The following is an 18,129-nucleotide window of genomic DNA, read 5'->3' as shown; positions in this document are numbered from 1 at the left end:
CAAAATCATGATTAAGAAGTCACTTAGAGCATATATCACCGGCGGCCAGCTTATATTTCTTATACTGGCGCACCGCAAAGTGGTTTGGCTTCTCGGCTTCCAGTGCATCAAACATCAGGTCTACGGGGTTTTTGAACTCCTCGTCATCCTCACGGACTTCCATGGCGTTGATGAACTCAATGAGGGTGGAGAAGTTTTGTTCCTCCACCGGAGCCTCATAATGGATATAGCCAATAAGCGCGCAGTATAACAAGGTTTCTGCTTTTACCCAGAAATCGTCTCCGGCCTTGCCTTCGCCTTTGGTATTGGCGATCAGCGTTGTTACCAGCTTCAAGATGTCCTTTTCGCTATGGATATAGGCGAAAGGGTTATAGTGCATGGACTTCTTGAAGTTGATGGTATTTAGGACCTTGATTCGGTACGGCTCATAAATGACCTTGCCGTGCTTATCCTTCATAGGCTTTCCGTCTTTCCCCAGCTTGGGTGCGCCCCTTTGGAGCATTTTTCCGCACTCCACCAAAATGGTTCCCTTCGGGTCTGTGACCACATAGGAACTGTGCATCTGCATCAGATTCGGTTTGAGCCAGAAGCGGGTCTTACCGGAACCGGAGCCGCCAATCACCAGCACATTTTTGTTTCTGGCGGTCTTTGGGTCCTTGGGGCGGCTGTTCATTGTCAGGCTCTCCGTTTTCGTCAGAATCACATTGTTCTGGAATACCGGGTCGATGTAGGGTGCAATGTCCTCATGGGTTCCCCAACGGGCGGAACCGTATTCCATGCCGTGCCTGTACTTCTTGGCGTTCTTGCTTTTCAGGTACACAGCCAGCCGCAGGCCGCCGCCGCAGCACAGGCCCACCAGCAGGTCCAGCGGGTGCAGGCTGGGCCACCAGCTGGCCAGCGCCACCGGCAGCGTGGAGAAGAACGAGAGCATTTTTGCCGAAGCGTCCGCACCCACGGCCATCCGCCACGCTTCACCGAAGTTGGTGGAGAAAAGCCCCATCAGGATATACGGCAGATTCAGCAAAATGAGCTTTTTGATGTTCAGCTGCTTTTTCATCGTTCCAGCTCCTTCCGCTTGTTCCGGTCCACGACGGCGTGTTTTACCAGTTCTTTGAACTGGCTCAGCTTTGCCAGCACGGACGGGCGCTCGGATTTCTCCGCCTTCCTGACCTTTTTCCCGGTGTACTCGGTAAAAGCAGCGGTCAGGGCATCCGCGTCCCGACCCTTGAAAAAGATCAGGTACTTGGGTGGGGAGCTGCTGCGGTCCTTCTTCACCGCATAGTCCACGCCGTATTTCCGCGCGATCTTCTCAAACTCCTTGATGGAGGGGTCGGTGATCTCGATGTTGGAAACGCCCTGATTCTGGCCGATCAGCTGTTTCACCGTCTGCTTGCCGTGGGGAATCACGGGGGTATCCCGGCTTTTCTGCTTTTGCAGCTTCTTTTCCTTGCGGTGGGCAAGGTACTTGGTGATGGCGGCTTTCATCAACCGCCCGGTAAACTTTGTTCCGCTGACTACCAGCGTCAAAGTCCTGTTTTCCACTTCCTCCTGCATAGGTCATCGCCTCCTTTCCACGGATTTTGCAGGGGTGGCACTTGATACTAAGGCGGGACCACCAGCCGCCGCAGCAGGTATTTCAGCATGGCAGGCTCCTTTCAGCGCAGCTGGTCGGAGCGGTCATAGTACAGATGGCCCTGGCGCACTTTGGCATGGCTGAGAATCTTGATGTGGCCCTTTTCCTGGTTCTCCAGGCTTTTCTGGTATCCGGCCTCCGTCAGAAACAGGCGGGTCCGTTCACCTTTCCAGCCCACCGGGGAATCGTCGGTCAGCACATCGAAGATAATCATGTGCCGGGTGTCCTCGGCAAACCGCTCCAAATCCATGTACTCATGGCCGTGGTAGTTCTGCGCCCCGGCTTTGAGGCGCATTTCCTCCATCAGCTGGCCCACGGTCTTACGCTCAGGCATGGCGTGCGCCTCCTTTCCCGCGTCCCTGGCCCTTCACGGCCAGGATACCGTCCAGGGTGGTGGCGGTGATCCGCAGGCGCTCGGCGGTGGCAATGTCATTCTTCACGGTCTCGTCGATGCCGTGGCCGCAGACCACCAGCACATGGGACCGGCGCAGGTAGTCCCGCGCCATATCCAGCCCGTCCTTGTGTTCCTGTGGAATCTCGTCTTTGAGGAAGGTAGGCAGGAACAGCACCGGGCAGATGGGCGAATACCCGGCATCGTACACCTGACGGCAGTAGGCCGCAGCGTTCTCGGCGTTCTCATACTGGCTGTTGCTCCATGGAGCCGTAATGTAGGCAAGAGGTCGTTTCATGGCAAAATCCTTTCTCCCGGTGTTTTCGGGCAGCAGAAAAGCGGCTGCTTACCAGCCGCCTGCGTACATATCGTGGTTAACTTGTGCGGTGTAGTGGTTGCTGATCGTGGTCGGCGCATTAAACAGCACCGCAAGCAGATACTGCTTCATGTTGCGGATTTCGGTGGTATTGTTCCGCAGGCATTCCATGACAAACTCGATGTGGGAGCAATCCAGCTTCAAAAAACGGGAGCGGACCACCTCATGGGTGAAGTCGCTGCCAGCGATCCGGGTGGTTTTCCGCTTGGCGCAGACGGTCTCCACCATCAGCTCCACAATCTCGTCCAGGTCCTCCCGGTAGGTGGTAAACTCCCGGCACAGGTGGTCATACTCGATGTTCTCCAGAATCAAATCCCGATAATTTTCCATCTCTGAGACAGACATCGCATCCCTTCCTTTCCGTTCCGGCAGCTGTGCTGCCGCTGGCTCCCGGAAGGGAATAGAATCGGTACTTGATCCATAAGTAATTGTTTTTTCTGTATTTGATTTCTCTATATTTAATTCTGCGGGCTTTTCCGTATCCGGTTTTACCATATCCGGGTTTTCCGTATCTGGTGAAGCCGTATCCGGCTGGGGCGTATCCGGGTTCTTCGGCTGTGGTTGCTCGTAGATAACATACTCGGTATCGCTGATCCGACCCTGCCGGTCTCGCAGCTGATGGCGGACAATGTACCCGGCAGTTTCCAGCTCCCGCAGCGCGCCGCCGATAGCGTCCACGCCCTCTTTGCAGATGGCGGCAAGCCCTCTGGTGGTATAGTTCCAGTCTTCCGGTAAGGACAGCATCATGGAAAGCAGCCCCTTGGCTTTCAGGGACAGTTTCCCGTTGCGTAAATGGTGATTGCTCATCACGGTATAATCTCTGGTTCGTTCAATGCGAAATACGGCCATTGACCTCACTCCTTCCAAATTTCTCAGGGTATGAAAAAAGCCACAATCCTGTAAAAAGAATTGTGGCAGTCAGCTGTTTTGTTCACTTTTTCTGCGCCGGTAGGGGCGCTTGGGAATGGGCGGTCTGTCCAACAGGTCATTTCCCTGAGAGAATGGCAGAGTTTGCAGAACACGGTCAATCTCTATAAATTCCATACCATGCTGGGAATGGCAATCCTCCCGGATTGCTTCCCGGATTTCCTTTACAGTACACATTTCAATCCTTTCCTTTCGCAGTAATGATTTGTTTATGAGTGGCGGCGGTGTTTTCCCGGTTTGAAATCGAGGATATGTCCCTCAATCACACGAGCGTAACGCTTGATCTTGATCTCCCGACGCTGCTGGCTTTGCAGGGCGGCCTGATACCCGTCCTCGGTCAAAAACAGCCGCATTTCCTCTCCGGGACTGCCGTAAGCTGTGCTGGGACGCAGGACGGAAAACTCAATCATCCAGCGTGTGTCATCCCAAAACCTCTCTACGGCGAGAATGTTGTGTCCTTTCAGCTCGCGGGCTGAAATATCCCTCATAGGCGGCTCCTTTCATCGTTCCTGATCTCTCTGGCGTTTTTTCTGCCACTGTTCCAGCAGCTTGATAATAGTTTCCTGCATCCGCTGGGGCGTATAGCTTTTAGGGAAATACTTCCGCAAGGTGTCAGAGGTAAATGTCACTCGGTCCAGATCGCTTTTCTTTTCCTCACCCATGATGACACGCATCATATCGAGGGTCAGATGCCCCTCCTGACTGTATTTCTTGAGCCGCTGGGCTTGAGAAAGAGAAGGGGTAGCCTGTTCGCTGTCCATCGCGTCCAGCAAGTCTACCTGTTCTTCCTTTTTGAGAAAGGACAGCTCATAGGCAGGGTTCAGGGCAATCTTCTTTTCATCCACCATATCCATCAATTCAGGAATCAACTCTGTCAGACGAATATAGCGCTGAATTTGATTTCGACTTTGCCCCACCTGTTCAGCAAGCAACTGGTCTGATCGCTTTTGTGTCCCAACTTGGGACACATTTTCTTTACTCGGTCTGCCAGCCTGTCTTTTCATGGCATCCAGCTTCATCTTGTAGGCAAAGGCTCTTTCACTTGGGAGCAAGCTTTCTCGCTGCAAGTTGCTGTCAACCATAATGATCGTGGCGGCATCATCATCCAAATCCCGAACAATGACCGGCATGGTCTCCTTGCCTGCCAGCTCACTGGCTCTGTGCCGCCTGTGTCCGGCTACCAGCTCATAACCGCCCTCTGGGTCCGGTCGAGCAATCGCCGGAACCAGAACGCCATACTGCTTGATACTGTCAGCGGTCTCCATCATGGCTTCGTCATCCTTGACTTTGAATGGGTGGTTCCTAAAGGGATGCAGCTCAGACAGCGGAATCTCCTGAATCTTTTCCAGCTTTGCATCTTGACGGCCTTCTTCGGTGGAGAATAGATCATCTACCGAGGCCAGCTCTATTTTTTTCGCGCTGCTTTTCAAGTTTCAACACCTCCTTCGTCAGATTTCGATACCCCTCTGCCACTTTGCCGCCAGGGTCATGGGCGAAAATACTTTTTCCCTCTGCGCTAATTTCCTTTGCCCGGACAGAGTGGGGAATCTCTGTGCCGAATACTTTGATCTTGCTGCCATAGGTCTCACGTAGGAGCGCGGAGATCTCTTTGGCAAAGTTGGTTCGGCTGTCCACCATCGTCAGCAGGATACCGTCTATCTGGAGCTTGGGGTTGATCTGCCGTTTCACCTTACTGACCGTAGATAGAAGCTGTTCCAACCCTTTGGCGGGCAGATACTCTGCCTGAACGGGAATTATGATCCTGTTCGCAGCCGCCAGCGCATTGACCGTAAGCATCCCCAACGAGGGCTGACAGTCAATCAGGATATGGGAATATTGTCCCTTCAGTGTGTCCAGGTATTGCCGTAAAATTGTTTCACGGCTCATGGCGTTTACCAGAGAAACCTCCATACCGGAAAGCTGAATATCCGCAGGCATCAGGTCAACGCCTTCTGCATGATGCAGAATACCTTCTCCGGGGCGTATAGGATGATCCATCAGAATTTTGCCCATTGCATCCGACAGTGTAAATGGCAGCTTGTCCGGTTGCGGATTTCCCAAGCTGATTGTCAGGCTTCCTTGTGGGTCCCCGTCGATCAGAAGCACTTTCTTTCCGGCCTGTGCCAGACCTATTCCCAAGTTCGCACAGGTTGTTGTTTTGCCAACGCCGCCTTTCTGGTTGGCGATGGCGATGATTTGTGTGTTCATGACTTCACCTCATTTCTGATTGTTGCTGTTGTTTCTGGAAATAGAAAAAGCCGCCACTTCAAAATCATAAAGTGACGGCCCTTTCTAATGCCGGAATCTCTGAAACAAAAAAAGCACCCAGTTATTTGTTACTGAGTGCCTGCATTAGAATCGTATTTAATTGTTCAGATTTGGTCAGATTATGCCAAACCCTCCAGCGAAAAATCCGGTGTCTGAGAGTGCCAAATCACCCTCAAAAATACCACCGAAATTGCTCTCTGGTTGTCCTATTTTTTAACCACTAAGGCCGTTTTTTGACCCCATTTTTGCCGGTTGTCCTATATTTAACCACTAAAAATTGGGTGAAATCGGCTCTCGTTTTGCCAAATTTGGTCAAACCATATCAGCCCGTTTAGATATAGCAAAAGCCCGGAAAACCTTGATTTTCCGGGCTTTTTGAACCATTTTGATATAGTCTGAGCAGTCGATTATCGCTTGCTGAACTGCGGAGCGCGACGAGCTGCTTTGAGACCGTACTTCTTACGCTCTTTCATTCTAGGATCACGAGTCAGGAATCCTGCTTTTTTCAGAACTGGTCTGTAGTCGTTGTCTACAGTCAGAAGGGCACGTGCAACACCGTGACGGATTGCTCCTGCCTGTCCTGTGTATCCGCCGCCATGAACGTTTACGATCACGTCAAATTTATCAGCGGTCTCTGTAGCTGCCAGAGGCTGACGAACGATAACTTTCAGGGTCTCCAGACCAAAATACTCATCGATGTCTCTTTTATTGATGGTAACTTTACCAGTTCCCGGTACAAGATATACTCTTGCGATAGATTTTTTTCTTCTTCCGGTTCCGTAATATTTTGCGCTAGCCAATGTTCTTTACCTCCCTATTAAAATGTTAATACTTCTGGTTTCTGAGCTGCATGAGCGTGCTCTGCACCAGCGTATACGTGAAGTTTTGTGAACATCTGTCTTCCAAGAGGTCCTTTTGGAAGCATGCCTTTCACTGCAAGTTCAACAACCTTCTCCGGTTTCTTAGCCATCATCTCACGAAGAGTAGCTTCTTTCATTCCGCCTACATAATCGGAGTGGCTGTAATAGATCTTCTGATCCAGTTTTTTACCGGTTACTGCTACTTTATCAGCGTTGATTACGATTACGTAATCACCAGTATCTACGTGCGGAGTGTACTCCGGTTTGTTTTTTCCACGTAATACTTTTGCTACTTCAGATGCCAGACGTCCTAATGTACATCCTTCTGCATCAACAACATACCATTTTCTTTCAATCTTATCTGGATTTGCCATAAAGGTGTTCATGGATATAACCTCCTGTGAAAAATTCAATTTACTGTTTCATGTATATAGGAAACCGCCTTACCGGGGCTTATGGCATCGGCGTTTTCAAACTACGTCACACATTTAGTAATTATATTATACGGATTTTGGAATGTCAACTGTTTTTTACCCATATTTTGCATTTTTTTGCAAACTGCGAGTCCCGTTTTGCGGGAAATACAGACCACTTATGTCTTTACTCGAAATCCCATTCGGGATACCGGATCTGCACCAGGGTCAGCCCCTCCGGCCTGGCCGTTGCTCCCGCCATTTTTCGATCCTTCGCCGCAAGGATTTCTTTTACTTTCTCCGGCGGATAATCACCCTTTCCAACCTCAAGCAGTGTTCCGGTGATAATCCGCACCATATTGTAGAGAAAACCGTTTCCGGTGATCCGGAAGCGGATCAGATCGTCTTCTTTTTCCAAACTCGTTTCATAGATCGTACGGACCGTGTCGGTCACCTCCGGTTTTGCTGTTGCAAAGCTTTTAAAATCATGCATGCCAACCAGATACGATGCTGCCTGCCGCATCGCATCCACATCCAGCGGGCCGTACCAGAAATAGGAATTCAGTCTCCGCGTCGGATCTGCAAAGGTGCGGTTCAAAATCCTGTATTCATATGTTTTGACTGTTGCGGTAAAACGCGGGTGAAAGTCTGGCGGCACTTCGGATGATCCCTGAATACGGATATCTGCCGGAAGCCGTGTGTTGAGTGCAAATGCGATACGGTCCGCCGGCATTCTCGCATCCGTATCAAATACCGCAACATTGCCGAGAGCATGTACCCCGGCGTCGGTCCGGCTTGCGCCGATGCAGGCCGTTTTCTTCGCAAAAAGATCGGAAAGAGCCTGATTTAATACTTCCTGTACTGTAATGCCGTTTGGCTGCACCTGCCATCCACAGTAATTTGTGCCGTCATACGCTACAATCAGCTTAATTCTGCGCATTCTTCTCCTCCGTTTTCGTCAAAGTCAGAGTCCGCACACGCGAAGGCCGATACTGCACACAAGGTATGCCATAAGAACGCCATACGCTGCATAATCGCGCGTCTGATACCGAAGCGGTTTCATCTGTGTTCTTCCCTCTCCTCCATGGTAGCAGCGTGCTTCCATCGCCAGCGCCAGATCATTTGCACGGCGGAATGCTGAAATAAACAGCGGCACCAGAAGCGGCACCATGTTCTTTACTCTCTGGATAATATTTCCGCTCTCAAAATCCGCGCCGCGCGCCATCTGCGCTTTCATAATCTTGTCTGTCTCTTCCAGGAGAATCGGGATAAAACGGAGTGCGATTGACATCATCATGGAAATCTCATGCACCGGCACATGGATTTTTTTCAATGGTCCGAGCAGGCTTTCGAGTGCATCCGTCAGCTGGTTCGGTGTTGTCGTCAGCGTCATCAGTGAAGAGCCGATCATCAGGAAAATCAGACGCACCGACATACGGCATGCCATAGCCACACCCTCACGGGTGATCGTAATTTTCCAGATACGGACGAGCACCTCACCCGGCGTAAATAAGATGTTAAACACCATCGTAATCGCAAGCAGCACAAAAATTGATTTCAAACCCTTCGTGATAAATTTGAACGGTACCTTCGACAGTTTAATCATCACCGCAAGGAATACGGTTCCAAGCAGATAGCCCCAATTGTGGAACAAAAAGAGGGAAACGACATAAACGATCGTTCCTACAAATTTCACACGCGGGTCAAGCCGGTGCAGAATGGAATCTGCCGGGTAATACTGTCCCAGAGTAATATCTCTTAACATACTTCTGCTCCTTTTTTCCCGTTTTTCTTCTGACTTTCCAGTGCCGCAAGAATCGTATCGCGTGCCTCCTCAACCGTCGTCGCCGTTACGTCCACGTCCATGCCGTGTTCCTTTAGCGCATGCATAATATACGTCATCTGCGGCGCCGCAAGACCGATTTTCTCGAGCTCTTTATAGTGAGCGAAGACTTTCTTCGGTGTATCGTCAAACGCCACATGACCGTGGTTCATGACAATAATCCGCTCTACATATTTTGCAATATCCTCCATGCTGTGCGATACGAGCACGACCGAAATGCCGCGCGTCTTATGCAGCAATGCAAGCTGATCGAGGATTTCATCGCGTCCCTTCGGATCAAGGCCTGCAGTCGGCTCGTCAAGCACCAGAAAATCCGGGTTCATGGCAAGCACACCGGCAATCGCAACACGACGTTTCTGACCTCCGGAGAGTTCAAACGGCGATTTTTCATACATTTCCTTTGGAAATCCGACATGATCCAGCGCCTCTTCCGCCCGTTTTCTGCATTCCTCCGGTGAAAGTCCCTGATTTTTCGGTCCGAAGCAGACATCTGTGATCACATCCGTCTCAAAAAGCTGATGCTCCGGGTACTGAAAAACCAGTCCCACATGGCTTCGAAGCTCTCTTAGCGGATATCCTTCTTTCCAGATATCCTCTCCGTTATACAGCACCCGTCCCAATGTCGGGCGGATCAGACCGTTCAAATGCTGCACAAGCGTCGATTTTCCGCTTCCCGTATGGCCGATAATCCCAACAAACTGGCCATTCGGAATTTCAAGATTGATATGCTCCAGGGCGTGCATTTCATATGCCGTTCCCGGGCTGTATGTGTACGTTACATCTTCAAGTTTCAATGACATAATGCATTCACCAGTTCTTCAATGGTCAAAATTCCCTCCGGGAGATCTACACCATTTTTTCTCAATTCATAAGCCAACAGTGTCACTTGGGGTACATCAAGACGGAGTTCTTTTAATTTCTCCACTTCGGAAAAAATCTCCCTTGGCGTCCCCTGCATTACCAGCTTACCGTTGTCCATAACGAACACACGGTCCGCAAAAACAACCTCTTCCATGTAATGCGTAATCAGAATAACCGTAACGCCCTTTTCTTCATTCAGCTTACGCACAGCGCGAAGAACCTCTTTTCGTCCGTTCGGATCCAGCATCGCGGTTGGTTCATCAAGAACAATACATTCCGGCTGCATAGCCATCACTCCTGCAATTGCAACCCTCTGTTTCTGACCTCCCGAGAGCTTATTCGGAGAGTGGGCCCGGTATGAAATCATCCCGGTCGCCGTAAGGCTCTCCTCCACCCGTTTCCAGATTTCATCGGTCGGGACACCCAGATTTTCCGGTCCAAAGCCGACATCCTCTTCCACCACATTTCCGATGATCTGGTTATCCGGGTTCTGGAATACCATACCGGCTTTCTGGCGGATCTTCCAGACATCCTCCTCATCTGTCGTCTTCATATCGTCCACCCACATGGTGCCTTCTGTAGGCACCAGCAGAGCGTTGATATGTTTCGCAAGCGTTGATTTTCCGCTTCCGTTATGCCCGAGCACCGCGATAAACTGTCCCTTCTGGATTTCCAGACTGACGTCCTCGATCGCTTTTGTTACTTCCGGCTCCTGTCCTTCCTCCTCATAACGGAGGTATTCATACCCAAGGCCTGCCGCACGTATCATACCCATGACATTATTCCCCGCTTTCTTCTGCATCCGAGCGGATTTCATCAATCAGATTCCAGATCTCCTCGCGTCCCTGTTTTGTCTCTGCAGAAAACGGAATCACAATCGTATCTTTCTCAACCTCCAGCGTCTCGCGGATCAGCTTGATCTGCTTCTGAAGCTGGCTGCGCTTGATCTTGTCCAGCTTCGTCGCAATGATGATCGGCTGATAGCCGTTTCGAAGAATCCAGTTGTACATGATGCGATCGTTGTTGGACGGTGCATGACGGATATCAATCAGAAGAAATACTGCGTGCAGCATTTTTGACTGATGCAGATAATCCTCGATCAGCTTGCCCCATTTTGCTTTAACCTCCTCGGAGGCTCTCGCAAAACCGTATCCCGGCAAATCCACCAGATACATTTCCTCATTGATGTGGTAGTAGTTGATCGTCTGTGTTTTTCCCGGCTGCGCACTGGTACGCGCCAGTGATTTCCGATTCATCAGGGCATTGATGAGAGAAGATTTTCCAACATTGGATTTTCCCGCAAATGCCACTTCCACCTGACCGGTATCCGGCAGTTTACTGGTGATTCCGCAGACATGCTGCAGCTCTACCTGTTTAATTACCATACTTTTCTTCTCCTGTTTTTTGCATCTTCTGGCCTTACTTCTTTTCCACAAGTGCCAGTTTTAATACCTGTTCCATGCTGCCGACAAATTCGATCTGCAGTCCGTCTGTGATCTCCGCATCCAGTTCTCTTACATCCGGCTCATTTTTCTCCGGAACGAGAACCATATGGATACCGGCTTTCTTTGCCGCCAGCAGCTTCTCTTTTAAGCCGCCGATCGGAAGCACACGGCCGCGGAGCGTAATCTCTCCGGTCATCGCAACGTCTGCTTTTACCGGAACCTTTGTGATCGCGGAAACCATCGCCGTCGCCATCGTAATACCGGCAGACGGGCCATCTTTTGGAACGGCTCCCTCCGGAATATGAATGTGGATGTCGTGTTTCTCGAAAAATTCTTTCGGAATCTTATACTGCTCTGCCACGGAACGAATAAAGCTGATGCCCGCCTGCGCAGACTCCTTCATCACATCGCCGAGCTGGCCGGTCAGCAGAAACTCTCCTTTTCCCGGCATCACATTGACCTCGATCTGCAGCGTATCGCCGCCGACTGCCGTCCAGGCAAGACCGCGCACAATACCAATCTCCGGTTTTTCGTTGGCCGGCTGGAACTCATACCTCTCTTTTCCGAGGAACTCTTCCAGGTTTTCTTTCGTCACAACAACCTCTTTTACCTGTTCCTCGAGAATCTTTCTCGCACTCTTTCTGCAGATTCTGCCGATCTGGCGCTCCAGGGAGCGGACACCGGCCTCTCTGGTGTAGCCGCTGATCACTTCCATCAGCGCCTCATCCTCGATCACAAGCTGTGCTTCTTTCAGACCGTTCGCCTTCTTCTGCTTCGGAACGAGATGTTCTTTTGCGATATGGAACTTCTCGTTTTCCGTATAGCTTGAAATTTCAATCACTTCCATACGGTCCAGCAACGGACGCGGAATGTTCTGAATATCATTTGCGGTTGCAATAAAGAGCACCTCCGAAAGGTCGATCGGAAGCTCTACGTAATGATCGGCAAATTTATTATTCTGCTCGGAATCGAGGACCTCAAGAAGTGCGGAAGAGGTATCTCCCTTGTAATCTGCACTTACTTTGTCGATCTCGTCGAGCAGCATCAACGGATTTTTCACCTTCGCCTGATGGAGTCCCGCCGCAATGCGTCCCGGCATCGCGCCGATGTAGGTTCTTCTGTGGCCGCGGATCTCCGCCTCATCCCGCACACCGCCGAGACAGATGCGGACGTATTTTTTATTCAGGGCTCGCGCCACGCTTCTCGCAATCGAGGTCTTACCGGTTCCCGGAGGGCCTGCCAGGCAGAGAATCGGGCTCTCGCCTTTCTTCGTCAGGGTGCGTACGGCCAGGAATTCGAGGATTCTCTCTTTTACTTTCGAAAGACCGTAGTGATCTTCCTCCAGAATCTCGCGTGCTCTTGCCAGATCTTGATTGTCACGGGATGCCTTATCCCACGGAAGCCCCAGCAGTGTCTCGATATAGCCGCGAATCACGCCTGCCTCGGACGGATTGTTGGCCGAATTTTCCAGACGGTGAATCTCCTCGGAAATCCGCTCTTTTACCTCTTTGGAGGCTTTGAGCTTCTCAAGCTGCTTCTTATAATTTTCAATCTCGGTCCGGGAATTGTCCTCGCCGAGTTCCTCGCGGATGACTTTAAGCTGCTCGCGCAGAATATAATCACGCTGGTTCTTATCGATCCGCTCTTTGATTTTTCCCTGAATCTCCGAACGGATCTCCTGAATCTGAATCTCGTTGGCGATCATGACGCAGAGCGTATCATACCGCTCGGAAAGCTCCACAGCCTCCAGCAGTTTCTGGCGGTTTACGTAGTCGAGGGGCAGATTCATGCAGATCTGGTCCACCAGCTTTCCGACTTCTTCGGTTCCGAGGATCTGGCCTGCCAGTTCCTTGCTGACTTTCTGCGTCTGCTCGCAGTAGACGGCAAACAGCTCTTTTAAGTTGCGCAGCATTGCCTCCTGCTCGATATCGGAAAACTGCATTTCGTCCGAGCCGGTAAACAGCGCCACCTCGGCGCGGAGATACTCGCTCTCCTCTTCCTCGAAGTTCAGCAGTTCTGCACGTCTTTCTGCTTCTACGAGAATCCGCAGAACATCTTTTGGCATTCTCACAACCTGTTTGATGACCGCAATTGTTCCAATTTTATACACATCAAGCAGACCCGGTACTTCCGTATCCGGGTCTTTCTGTGTAATCAGGAAAATTTTCTGGTCTCCCAGCATCGCCTCCTCGACCGCACGGACCGATTTAGGTCTGCTGATATCAAAATGTACAATCATATCCGGCAGAATCGTCGTTCCACGCAGCGCAATCGCCGGTAATACTTTTGTCACTTCTTCCATTTAAGTTTCCTCCTGCGTTTTTCAGGCGGTTTCCGGTCTTCCGGATCTTCTTCCCATATTCCGCCGTGGAACAGGGGCCGGTTCGCCGTGAATAATCTCCGGCTCCGCCTTCTTTTCTACAGCGTCCTTGGTGATGACGCATTCTTTTGTCGTATTGTCCGACGGGATCTCATACATCAGATCCATCATCGTATCTTCCATGATTGCGCGGAGACCTCTGGCGCCTGTTTTCCGCTCCAGGGATTTCTTTGCAATCGCTTCGAGTGCATCTTCTTTGAAGTCAAGCTGTACGCCGTCCAGCTCAAACAGCTTCTTGTACTGTTTGACCAGAGAATTCTTCGGCTCAACCAGAATCTTCATCAGGGCCGTCTCATCCAGAGAATTTAACGTAACGACAATCGGCACACGTCCGACAAACTCCGGAATCAGGCCGAACTTGGTCAGATCCTGCGGCATGACCTGACGGAGCAGATCTCCGACATTCTCATCTTTTGCATGGCCGATCGGATTGTTGAATCCGATGGATTTCGTATCCTGTCTCGTCTCGATGATCTTCTCGAGTCCTTCGAATGCACCGCCGCAGATAAAGAGGATATTCGTCGTATCAATCTGAATAAACTCCTGATGCGGATGCTTTCTTCCGCCCTGCGGCGGAACGGAAGCTACAGTTCCCTCCAGGATTTTCAGCAGTGCCTGCTGTACACCCTCGCCGGAAACATCTCGTGTGATCGAAGCGTTTTCGGATTTTCTTGTGATTTTATCGATCTCATCGATGTAGATGATGCCGTGCTCAGCGCGCTCGATATCATAGTCTGCTGCCTGAATGAGGCGGAGCAGAATGTTTTCTACGTCCTCGCCGACATAACCTGCCTCGGTGAGCGCCGTTGCGTCTGCAATTGCAAACGGAACGTTGATCAGTTTGGCCAGTGTCTGTGCCAGATACGTTTTTCCGGAACCGGTCGGTCCGAGCATCAGAATGTTGCTCTTCTGCAGTTCGATGTCGGAGGATGCACCGGAAAGCACTCGTTTGTAATGGTTGTAAACAGCAACGGAGAGCACTTTTTTCGCCTCATCCTGTCCGATTACGTAGTCATCCAGAAATGCTTTGATTTCCTTTGGTTTGATCAGGTTGATCTCGTCGGTATCCTGCTCGCCGTACAGATCCTCAAATTCTTCCTGAATGATCTCCGAGCAGATTGCCACGCAGTCATCACAGATGTATGCCCCGTCCGGGCCTGCGATCAGCTTGCGTACCTGGTCTTCTGTCTTTCCGCAGAAAGAGCAGCGGATCTTGGTATCATTCCCTTTTATAGCCATCGTTTTCTTCCTTTCAACATATTACAACTAAACCTTATCGCCGGATAAGGCAAAAGGTGCCACAAAAGCCTCATTGCCGGAACTACGCTTTTGGACACCTTTCCTCTCTTATCGGTTCGTAATTACATTATCAATCAGACCGTATGCTTTTGCTTCCTCTGCGGACATATAGTTGTCACGCTCGGTATCGATCTCAATCTGTTCCAGCGGTTTTCCTGTATTTGCCGCCAGAATTTCATTTAATTTCCGTTTGGTTTTCAGAATCTGTTCTGCAACGATTTTGATCTCGGTTGCCTGACCCTGTGCACCGCCGGATGGCTGATGAATCATGATTTCAGAGTTTGGCAGAGCCATTCTCTTTCCTTTGGTACCGCCGGCAAGAAGGAATGCTCCCATGCTGGCAGCCATACCGATACAGATCGTAGATACATCACATTTGATGTACTGCATCGTATCGTAGATAGCAAGTCCTGCGCTTACAGAACCTCCCGGACTGTTGATATACATGTGGATATCTTTTCCCGGATCTTCAGACTCCAGGAACAGAAGCTGTGCAACGATCAGGTTTGCCGATACGTCAGTGACTTCCTCTCCCAGAAAAATAATACGGTCGTTCAGCAGTCTTGAATAAATATCGTAACTTCTCTCTCCCCTGCTTGTCTGCTCGATGACATAAGGTACAAAACTCATTCAATTGCCTCTCTTTCCGAGGTCTTACGCCTCTTTTGCGCTGTCGGCCATGAGAGTTACTGCTTCCTGAACAGCGAGATCTTTCTTCATCTGCTCTTTCTCATATTCGCCAACGAGCTCTTTGAATTTATCCAGCTCCATTTTGTACATTTCAGCCATTTTAGCCAGCTCTTCGTCCAGCTTCTCATCGCTGATCTGGATGTTCTCTGCTTCTGCAACTTTCTCAAGTACCAGTCTGCTCTCGATTCTCTTAACAGCCTGCGGTTTCATCTGCTCTTTTAAGGAATCAACGGTAGCGCCTGTAAACTGCATGTACTGCTCCATGGACAGACCCTGGGACTGGATTCTTCTTGCGAAATCGTCAACCATGTTCTCTACCTGCGTATCGATCATAGCTTCCGGAATCTCCATTGTTGCGTTCTCTACTGCTTTATCTACGACAGCGTTCTCTTTTTCTGTCTTAGCCTGCTCTTCTTTTTTCTTGGTCAGGTTGTCTTTGATTTCTTTTTTGTACTCATCCAGAGTATCGAACTCGGAAACGTCTTTTGCGAAGTCGTCATCAAGTGCCGGAAGCTCTTTTGCTTCGATTTTGTGGATGGTGCATTTGAATACTGCTGCTTTTCCAGCAAGCTCTTCTGCCTGATAATCCTCTGGGAAAGTAACGTTTACTTCCTTCTCCTCTTCCAGAGCTGCGCCAACGAGCTGCTCTTCGAATCCCGGAATGAAGGAATGGGAGCCAAGGGTCAGCGGATAATCTTTTCCAGCGCCGCCGTCGAACGGAACGCCGTCTACAGAACCTTCGAAGTCAAGTGTAACGGTATCTCCGTCTGCTGCCGGACGATCCTCTACATTGATGGTTCTTGCATTTTTCTCCTGCTCTTTTTTCAGCTCAGCTTCTACTTCTTCATCTGTAACGGTTGTGTCAGCTTTTGCTACTTCCAGACCTTTGTACTCGCCAAGGGTAACTTCCGGTTTTACTGCTACAGTTGCGGTAAAGATGAAAGCTTTGCCTTTTTCGATCTGCTCTACGTTGATCTCCGGACGGGATACGATGTCCAGTTTGCTCTCTTCTGCTGCTTTGGAATACTCTTCCGGAACAAGGCTGTTTACAGCATCCTCATAGAATACTGCCGGGCCATACATTTTTTCTACCATAGCTCTCGGAACTTTTCCTTTACGGAAGCCCGGAACGCTGATGTTCTTTTTCTGTTTCTGGTAAGCTTTCTCCAGTGCTTTCTCTAATTCTTCAGCCGGAACCTCAATGGTAAGTTTGGCCATATTCTTTTCTAAATTTTCGACCTGTACACTCATTTTATCAATTTCCTCCTTGATTTATCTGAAAAGCGGCAGAAAACCTGCACACCTCTCCATTCTACAGTCATTTATCGAGTATAGCATACTCTTTTCAAAAACGCCAGTGATTTTTTTATATTTCTGTGGTTTTTAGGCTTTTTTTTAGCAATGAAATACGATTTTTTCCGCCATTTCTTTTGCTTTGTCCTCTCCCTGCAGAACACGGATCAGCTCCAGTGCGAAGTCAGTGGCTGCTCCCATGCCGCGGCCGGTGGTCACATTTTTGTCGGTGACTGCCGGTACATCGAGTACGTTTGCGCCTGCCAGCTTTTCTTCAAATCCCGGGAAGCAGACGGCGTTTTTATCTTTTAAGATGCCCATCACACCAAGGATGCTCGGCGCTGCGCAGATGGCTGCCAGTTTCTTTCCCTGATCGTCATAGGAACGAATCAGCGCTGCGAGCGTCTCGTTTCCGGCCAGATTTAATGTACCCGGCATTCCGCCCGGAAGTACCAGCATGTCTCCGTCATCAAACTCTCCCTCTTCGATGGTTTCATCTGCAAGAATGGTGATTTTGTGGGATCCTGTTACTTCTTTTCTTCCCATAATAGAAACGGTGCATACGTCTTCTCCGGCTCTGCGCAGCAGATCCACCGGGGTCAGTGCCTCAATCTCTTCACATCCGTCTGCCAGAAATACATAAATCTTTGCCATGGTTTTGTCCTCCTGTGTTGTATGATCAGTCTCGTGTGTTTTGTCACGTGATATTCTCTGCTTTTCTTTGTAACAAACCGCCGCTATTATACCACATTTTTCCGCAGAATGCTTGCATTTCATAAAAATTTCAGGACTTTTTTCGCAAAAAGCCGGATTTCGCTTAACATCACGGGAAAAGCATGGTAAACTCTTGAAAAAGCAGTGATGCAATCACGAGAAGGAGTCTCTTTTATGGAAATCGAACGCAAATACCTTCTGGATCAGCTTCCGGAAAATCTTACAAGCTATCCATGTAAAAAAATCGAGCAGGGCTATCTTTCCACCGAACCGGTTGTCCGCATCCGCCGCTCTGACGACGAATATTATCTGACCTACAAGTCAAAAGGGCTGATGGTGCGTGAAGAGTATAATCTTCCGCTCACAAAGGAATCCTACCTGCATCTGCGGGAAAAGGCAGACGGCGTTCTCATCTCAAAAACACGCTATCTGCTGCCGCTTACCGGAACGGATCTGACGATCGAGCTCGATGTCTTTGATGCGCCGTATGAAGGCCTTTACCTCGCAGAGGTGGAGTTTCCGGACGAAGCATCCGCAAACGCCTTTGTTCCTCCGGTATGGTTTGGAAAGGATGTAACCTATTCTTCCGATTATCACAACAGTACGCTCAGTAAAGGAAAAAAACTATAAATTACCAGAAAAAATCCCGGTGCCTTTTCCACGGCTGCCGGGATTTTTCCGCTCGTTTGTTTTTTTACTCTTTTTTGTGCTTGCTTTTTGCTTGTTTTGGTTTGTT

20 protein-coding genes and 1 pseudogene are annotated in these 18,129 nt (G+C 49.8%); 1 reads left to right on the top strand and 20 read right to left on the bottom strand.

All coding sequences use genetic code 11. The annotated features are described in order from the left end of the window. Positions 1-37: 37 nt before the first annotated feature. The 20 genes and pseudogenes from DWW13_RS12895 to DWW13_RS12785 form a co-directional block, all read right to left on the bottom strand. A pseudogene (locus DWW13_RS12895) lies at positions 38-1,057 on the bottom strand (type IV secretory system conjugative DNA transfer family protein); the annotation flags it as partial. Then, positions 1,054-1,554, bottom strand: coding sequence for a PcfB family protein (locus DWW13_RS12890; protein ID WP_015518807.1), 501 nt, complete (start codon positions 1,552-1,554; stop codon positions 1,054-1,056). The pseudogene DWW13_RS12895 and the gene DWW13_RS12890, both read right to left, overlap by 4 nt. 101 nt (positions 1,555-1,655) lie before the next feature. Beyond that, positions 1,656-1,967: a DUF5720 family protein gene (locus DWW13_RS12885; protein WP_002592130.1), complete on the bottom strand. Its 312-nt coding sequence runs from the start codon at positions 1,965-1,967 to the stop codon at positions 1,656-1,658. Further along, positions 1,960-2,322, bottom strand: coding sequence for a DUF7768 domain-containing protein (locus DWW13_RS12880; RefSeq protein ID WP_027644087.1), 363 nt, complete (start codon positions 2,320-2,322; stop codon positions 1,960-1,962). The genes DWW13_RS12885 and DWW13_RS12880 overlap by 8 nt, the downstream gene beginning before the upstream one ends. A 48-nt stretch (positions 2,323-2,370) precedes the next feature. Then, complete coding sequence (locus DWW13_RS12875; protein WP_118720285.1) at positions 2,371-3,249, bottom strand: DUF6017 domain-containing protein; 879 nt, start codon at positions 3,247-3,249, stop codon at positions 2,371-2,373. Positions 3,250-3,536: 287 nt separating this feature from the next. After that, on the bottom strand, positions 3,537-3,815 hold the full coding sequence (locus DWW13_RS12865; RefSeq protein WP_097770160.1) for a DUF5720 family protein: 279 nt from the start codon (positions 3,813-3,815) through the stop codon (positions 3,537-3,539). 12 nt (positions 3,816-3,827) lie between these two features. Further along, positions 3,828-4,757, bottom strand: a complete 930-nt coding sequence (locus tag DWW13_RS12860; protein WP_097770161.1) for a ParB/RepB/Spo0J family partition protein — start codon at positions 4,755-4,757, stop codon at positions 3,828-3,830. Beyond that, complete coding sequence (locus tag DWW13_RS12855) at positions 4,714-5,535, bottom strand: ParA family protein (protein WP_118720283.1); 822 nt, start codon at positions 5,533-5,535, stop codon at positions 4,714-4,716. Before DWW13_RS12855 ends, DWW13_RS12860 begins: the two co-directional genes overlap by 44 nt. A 467-nt stretch (positions 5,536-6,002) precedes the next feature. After that, positions 6,003-6,395, bottom strand: a complete 393-nt coding sequence (gene rpsI / locus DWW13_RS12840) for a 30S ribosomal protein S9 (protein ID WP_055219853.1) — start codon at positions 6,393-6,395, stop codon at positions 6,003-6,005. A 17-nt stretch (positions 6,396-6,412) separates the two neighbouring features. Further along, complete coding sequence (gene rplM / locus DWW13_RS12835; protein WP_055219851.1) at positions 6,413-6,841, bottom strand: 50S ribosomal protein L13; 429 nt, start codon at positions 6,839-6,841, stop codon at positions 6,413-6,415. A gap of 214 nt (positions 6,842-7,055) precedes the next feature. Then, positions 7,056-7,808, bottom strand: a complete 753-nt coding sequence (gene truA / locus DWW13_RS12830) for a tRNA pseudouridine(38-40) synthase TruA (RefSeq protein WP_055265739.1) — start codon at positions 7,806-7,808, stop codon at positions 7,056-7,058. A gap of 24 nt (positions 7,809-7,832) precedes the next feature. Beyond that, positions 7,833-8,633, bottom strand: coding sequence for an energy-coupling factor transporter transmembrane component T family protein (locus DWW13_RS12825; RefSeq protein ID WP_055265741.1), 801 nt, complete (start codon positions 8,631-8,633; stop codon positions 7,833-7,835). Beyond that, the gene (locus DWW13_RS12820; RefSeq protein ID WP_055265743.1) at positions 8,627-9,511 is read right to left on the bottom strand and encodes an energy-coupling factor transporter ATPase; all 885 of its coding nucleotides are present in this window, start codon (positions 9,509-9,511) and stop codon (positions 8,627-8,629) included. The genes DWW13_RS12825 and DWW13_RS12820 overlap by 7 nt, the downstream gene beginning before the upstream one ends. After that, complete coding sequence (locus DWW13_RS12815) at positions 9,502-10,347, bottom strand: energy-coupling factor transporter ATPase (RefSeq protein WP_055219895.1); 846 nt, start codon at positions 10,345-10,347, stop codon at positions 9,502-9,504. Before DWW13_RS12815 ends, DWW13_RS12820 begins: the two co-directional genes overlap by 10 nt. A 4-nt stretch (positions 10,348-10,351) precedes the next feature. Then, positions 10,352-10,957: a ribosome biogenesis GTP-binding protein YihA/YsxC gene (gene yihA, locus DWW13_RS12810; protein ID WP_055219842.1), complete on the bottom strand. Its 606-nt coding sequence runs from the start codon at positions 10,955-10,957 to the stop codon at positions 10,352-10,354. 34 nt (positions 10,958-10,991) lie between these two features. Further along, positions 10,992-13,319: an endopeptidase La gene (gene lon / locus DWW13_RS12805; RefSeq protein ID WP_055265745.1), complete on the bottom strand. Its 2,328-nt coding sequence runs from the start codon at positions 13,317-13,319 to the stop codon at positions 10,992-10,994. 21 nt (positions 13,320-13,340) lie between these two features. Then, positions 13,341-14,636 (bottom strand): ATP-dependent Clp protease ATP-binding subunit ClpX, encoded by a 1,296-nt coding sequence (gene clpX, locus DWW13_RS12800; protein WP_117509624.1) that lies wholly within the window; start codon positions 14,634-14,636, stop codon positions 13,341-13,343. A 108-nt stretch (positions 14,637-14,744) separates the two neighbouring features. After that, positions 14,745-15,326 (bottom strand): ATP-dependent Clp endopeptidase proteolytic subunit ClpP, encoded by a 582-nt coding sequence (gene clpP / locus DWW13_RS12795; protein WP_022461349.1) that lies wholly within the window; start codon positions 15,324-15,326, stop codon positions 14,745-14,747. Between the two features lie 24 nt (positions 15,327-15,350). Further along, a complete protein-coding gene (tig, locus tag DWW13_RS12790; RefSeq protein WP_022461348.1) occupies positions 15,351-16,637 on the bottom strand; it encodes a trigger factor in 1,287 nt (428 codons plus the stop codon). A 144-nt stretch (positions 16,638-16,781) separates the two neighbouring features. Continuing rightward, positions 16,782-17,333 carry a DJ-1 family glyoxalase III gene (locus DWW13_RS12785; RefSeq protein WP_055219893.1) on the bottom strand — a complete coding sequence of 184 codons (552 nt, stop codon included), beginning with the start codon at positions 17,331-17,333 and terminating at the stop codon, positions 16,782-16,784. Between the two features lie 234 nt (positions 17,334-17,567). Between DWW13_RS12785 and DWW13_RS12780 the strand changes: the two genes are divergently transcribed. Beyond that, the gene (locus tag DWW13_RS12780) at positions 17,568-18,023 is read left to right on the top strand and encodes a CYTH domain-containing protein (protein ID WP_022461346.1); all 456 of its coding nucleotides are present in this window, start codon (positions 17,568-17,570) and stop codon (positions 18,021-18,023) included. The last annotated feature ends 106 nt before the right edge of the window (positions 18,024-18,129 follow it).

Source organism: Blautia sp. AF14-40 (genome assembly GCF_003479665.1).
In the GTDB taxonomy this organism is placed as follows: domain Bacteria; phylum Bacillota; class Clostridia; order Lachnospirales; family Lachnospiraceae; genus Fusicatenibacter; species Fusicatenibacter saccharivorans.
This window is presented reverse-complemented; position numbering and strand designations above follow the sequence as displayed.

Coding starts and splice junctions, on each gene's coding strand:
- yihA (WP_055219842.1), bottom strand. CDS start 10,957: ATGGTAATTAAACAGGTAGAGCTGCAGCATGTCTGCGGAATCACCAGT.
- DWW13_RS12885 (WP_002592130.1), bottom strand. CDS start 1,967: ATGCCTGAGCGTAAGACCGTGGGCCAGCTGATGGAGGAAATGCGCCTC.
- clpP (WP_022461349.1), bottom strand. CDS start 15,326: ATGAGTTTTGTACCTTATGTCATCGAGCAGACAAGCAGGGGAGAGAGA.
- DWW13_RS12815 (WP_055219895.1), bottom strand. CDS start 10,347: ATGGGTATGATACGTGCGGCAGGCCTTGGGTATGAATACCTCCGTTAT.
- rplM (WP_055219851.1), bottom strand. CDS start 6,841: ATGAACACCTTTATGGCAAATCCAGATAAGATTGAAAGAAAATGGTAT.
- clpX (WP_117509624.1), bottom strand. CDS start 14,636: ATGGCTATAAAAGGGAATGATACCAAGATCCGCTGCTCTTTCTGCGGA.
- DWW13_RS12785 (WP_055219893.1), bottom strand. CDS start 17,333: ATGGCAAAGATTTATGTATTTCTGGCAGACGGATGTGAAGAGATTGAG.
- DWW13_RS12855 (WP_118720283.1), bottom strand. CDS start 5,535: ATGAACACACAAATCATCGCCATCGCCAACCAGAAAGGCGGCGTTGGC.
- DWW13_RS12820 (WP_055265743.1), bottom strand. CDS start 9,511: ATGTCATTGAAACTTGAAGATGTAACGTACACATACAGCCCGGGAACG.
- DWW13_RS12880 (WP_027644087.1), bottom strand. CDS start 2,322: ATGAAACGACCTCTTGCCTACATTACGGCTCCATGGAGCAACAGCCAG.
- tig (WP_022461348.1), bottom strand. CDS start 16,637: ATGAGTGTACAGGTCGAAAATTTAGAAAAGAATATGGCCAAACTTACC.
- DWW13_RS12825 (WP_055265741.1), bottom strand. CDS start 8,633: ATGTTAAGAGATATTACTCTGGGACAGTATTACCCGGCAGATTCCATT.
- DWW13_RS12865 (WP_097770160.1), bottom strand. CDS start 3,815: ATGAGGGATATTTCAGCCCGCGAGCTGAAAGGACACAACATTCTCGCC.
- lon (WP_055265745.1), bottom strand. CDS start 13,319: ATGGAAGAAGTGACAAAAGTATTACCGGCGATTGCGCTGCGTGGAACG.
- DWW13_RS12875 (WP_118720285.1), bottom strand. CDS start 3,249: ATGGCCGTATTTCGCATTGAACGAACCAGAGATTATACCGTGATGAGC.
- DWW13_RS12780 (WP_022461346.1), top strand. CDS start 17,568: ATGGAAATCGAACGCAAATACCTTCTGGATCAGCTTCCGGAAAATCTT.
- DWW13_RS12890 (WP_015518807.1), bottom strand. CDS start 1,554: ATGCAGGAGGAAGTGGAAAACAGGACTTTGACGCTGGTAGTCAGCGGA.
- truA (WP_055265739.1), bottom strand. CDS start 7,808: ATGCGCAGAATTAAGCTGATTGTAGCGTATGACGGCACAAATTACTGT.